The organism is Eudoraea sp., from assembly GCF_049665975.1.
Lineage (GTDB): Bacteria > Bacteroidota > Bacteroidia > Flavobacteriales > Flavobacteriaceae > Eudoraea.
The window spans coordinates 1-3,355 of the sequence record NZ_JBATGR010000189.1; the positions used below are offsets into that span (position 1 = coordinate 1).

The following is a 3,355-nucleotide window of genomic DNA, read 5'->3' on the forward strand; positions in this document are numbered from 1 at the left end:
CCATATAGAAATAGGCTGCTAAAATTTAGGAGTGAAGAATTTTACCTTATTTAAGTGAAACCAAGCTTAGCTTGTTCCTAATTTTTTATAATGTAGATACTTAATTATTCAACATAACCGGCATTACCAGCATGGTTACCATTTCACCCTCATCAAGCCCATCAATAGGGGTAAGTATTCCGGCCCTGTTAGGAAGACTCATTTCCAAACAAATTTCTTCTGAAGTCAGATTTCCCAGCATCTCCACTAAAAAACGGGAATTAAACCCAATTTGCATGTCGTCTCCCTGATAGGAGCAGGTTAGCCTTTCTTCCGCTTTATTACTGTAATCAATATCTTCAGCAGAAATATTCAGTTCGGCCCCGGCAATTTTCAGCCTTATTTGATGTGTAGTTTTATTAGAGAAAATAGAGACCCGCCTTACAGAACTCAGCAGCTGATTTCTGGAGATGGTTAATTTATTTGGGTTCTCTTTTGGAATTACTGCCTCATAATTGGGATATTTACCGTCTATCAATCGGCAAATTAGTTCGGTATGGTCAAAGCTAAATTTTGCATTGCTATCGTTGTATTCTATTTTCACAACTTCCTCACTGCCCGCAAGGATACCTTTTAAAAGATTTAATGGCTTTTTGGGCATTATAAACTCTGCTACTTCAGAAGCTTTAACATCGTTACGCTGGTATTTTACTAATTTATGGGCATCTGTGGCCACAAAAATCAACTGCTCCGATGAGAACTGAAAGAACACCCCACTCATTACCGGTCTTAAATCATCGTTACCCGCAGCAAAAATGGTTTTATTTATAGCATTGGCAAGAATATCTCCCATAATATCAGTAGAACTTGGATTTGCAAGTTCAACAGCCTTGGGGAATTCTGCACCATCGGCATAAGCCAGTGCATATTTACCGTGATTAGAACTGATCTCTACTGTATTGTTATCTTCGACAACAAATGTAAGCGGCTGTTCGGGAAAGGTTTTTAGTGTGTCCAGCAAAAGTCTTGCCGGTACTGCAATTGTTCCCTCTGATTCAGAATCAACCTCAAGAACAGAACTCATTGTGGTTTCCAGATCGGAAGCAGACACTGTGAGCTTATTTTTACTTAGTACAAATAGAAAATTATCAAGAATAGGTAAAGTATTACTGTTATTAATAACCCCACCTAAAACCTGAAGTTGCTTTAATAAATACGTGCTGGATACTATAAATTTCATTCGTTATTTATGCTTTTTTGTATGACGCCTTTCTTTATCAATTTGTATTATTATTACCAGGAATCCAATAAAACAAATATATCCTAAATGTCCTATTGTATAAAACAAACTTATTAACACCTAGGTACTGTATTTTCTCTTTCTGAAAGTGTTAAAAATAAATCCAAAAAAGAATACCAGTAACACGGGAATACCAACGTTAATCAATTGCCACTTTGTTTTTTGTTCAGCTATTTTTTCAGGATCTAACAATGCGATTCTTACTTTCTTGTTTCTAATGTTTATAAGTCCGGTGTCATCGAGCAGATAATTGACGCTATTCACCAAAAATTCCTTGTTTACATAAAAATTATTGGTCCATTTGTCATATCCCAGCTCAAGCGGTCTGTTGTTCCTAATTTGGTTTTTTATTACATCCCCATCTGCAACCACAAGCATCTTATTATCATCCCCTTTGAGTTGAGTACCTTCTAGTTTTAGAGGAACAATTCTATTAGTAAATGCAGAATTAAACGCACCTTCAATAAGTAGTACCACAGGCTTACTGCCATCGTTGTAAATTTCTTTATTTGGAGGGGTATTAATAATGTCTAAACTTATCATTTTTGGTGTGCCTTCGGGCCTTGAAAGCGGTGAACTCGAATACAGTACAGTTTTGCGATATGAATTGGTAATAGTATCAATACTATTCGCAAACTGAAAGCGAAGTGCTTCCAGATTATTATTAACAGGGTGGTTATTGGGTGAGAAAATCATGGGATTATAAAACCAGGGTACCGGATTATATTGAGAGTTATTTCCTTCACCTGTAGCCAGTACTATTTGGGTAAAATATAAATCATTAATCAGCACCGGATTTATTCTGAATCCATATTTAAAGAAAAAATCATTCAGGTTAAGGTCTCTTGGAAAAGCCATAGAACTGCCTTTAGAATTAAAGAGACTGTCTAATTCTATGGCTACCTGGTCTATTAACCAAATAGATTTACCTCCATTTACGATAAACTGATCCAATACATATTTTTCTTTATCGGTAAATGCCTCCGTAGGTTTAGCAATAAGGGCCAGATCGTATTCCTTCAATTGGTTCAATACCTTTTGTGCATTATTTTCAACCGAATCCAGGGTTATAGCCCCTATATTGTAATAATCCCTGATGGTAGTAAGAAAATCAGCCAAATAAATATCTTGCAATTCTCCATTGCCTTTTAGGACCGCTACTCTTTTTTTTGTTTTAATTGCCAGTTTAGTAAAAGCATCTGCGAAGGCATATTCTAAATTTTGCACAGAATTATTTACCCGCTCTTCTGAAGAAGCTCCCAATTTATTTTTTAAAAGAGGAACTTTAATGGTTTTATTATTGTGATTGACCATAGCCCATGGAAAAAGAATTTCCTGCGATACTCTTCCATTTTCTTCAACGGTTATATTCGCCGGAGTTAATCCCAGACTTTGCAATTCAGCAATAATAGCTTCGGGCTCGCTATTATCTGCAAGAGGGTCTACAAAATTATATTTTACATTATTATTTATCGAAGTAAATTCCTCCAATATCTGTTTTGTTTCCACTTTTAGTTTTGCAAATTCGGCAGGTAATTCACCTTCAAGGAGTACATCAATTACAACAGGGGAACTGAATGTTGATACCGCCTCAGATGCCTGTTCAGACAGGGTATATCGTTTATCTTCGGTAAGATCTATTCTTGTATAAAACAAACCCGCACCGATATTAACCAAGATAAATACAAGCAAGGCCAAACCATTAGTAAGTAACTTATTTCGTTTCATTACCTGGAATGATTTTTTAATTGGACAATTGCAAAAAATAGAAAAAGGACAGACAAACTGAAGAAATAAACTAAATCCCTGCTATCCAGAACGCCTCTTGAAATTCCTTCAAAGTGAGATTTCATACCCAATGAAATTACAAATTGCGCAATGTCGCTATCAGTGAAAAGAGTTGAAACTGATTCAAATCCATAATAGAACATAAAACAACCAACAAGGGAAAGGATAAAAGCTACAATTTGATTTTCGGTTAATGTGGATGTGTAAATTCCAATAGCCGTGTAACTCATGGCTAAGAAAAACAATCCAAAATATGAACCATAAATAAGGCCCCAATCTAAATTACCC

2 protein-coding genes and 1 pseudogene are annotated in these 3,355 nt (G+C 35.7%); all 3 read right to left on the reverse strand.

Features of this window, described 5'->3' with window-relative positions:
* Window positions 1-100: 100 nt before the first annotated feature.
* Entirely contained in the window at window positions 101-1,219 is a 1,119-nt protein-coding gene (gene dnaN / locus WBN20_RS07120) for a DNA polymerase III subunit beta (protein WP_424275689.1), read from the reverse strand.
* 120 nt (window positions 1,220-1,339) lie between these two features.
* Window positions 1,340-3,007, reverse strand: a complete 1,668-nt coding sequence (gene gldG, locus WBN20_RS07125) for a gliding motility-associated ABC transporter substrate-binding protein GldG (RefSeq protein WP_424281200.1) — start codon at window positions 3,005-3,007, stop codon at window positions 1,340-1,342.
* A pseudogene (locus WBN20_RS07130) lies at window positions 3,007-3,355 on the reverse strand (gliding motility-associated ABC transporter permease subunit GldF); the annotation flags it as partial. The pseudogene WBN20_RS07130 and the gene gldG, both read right to left, overlap by 1 nt.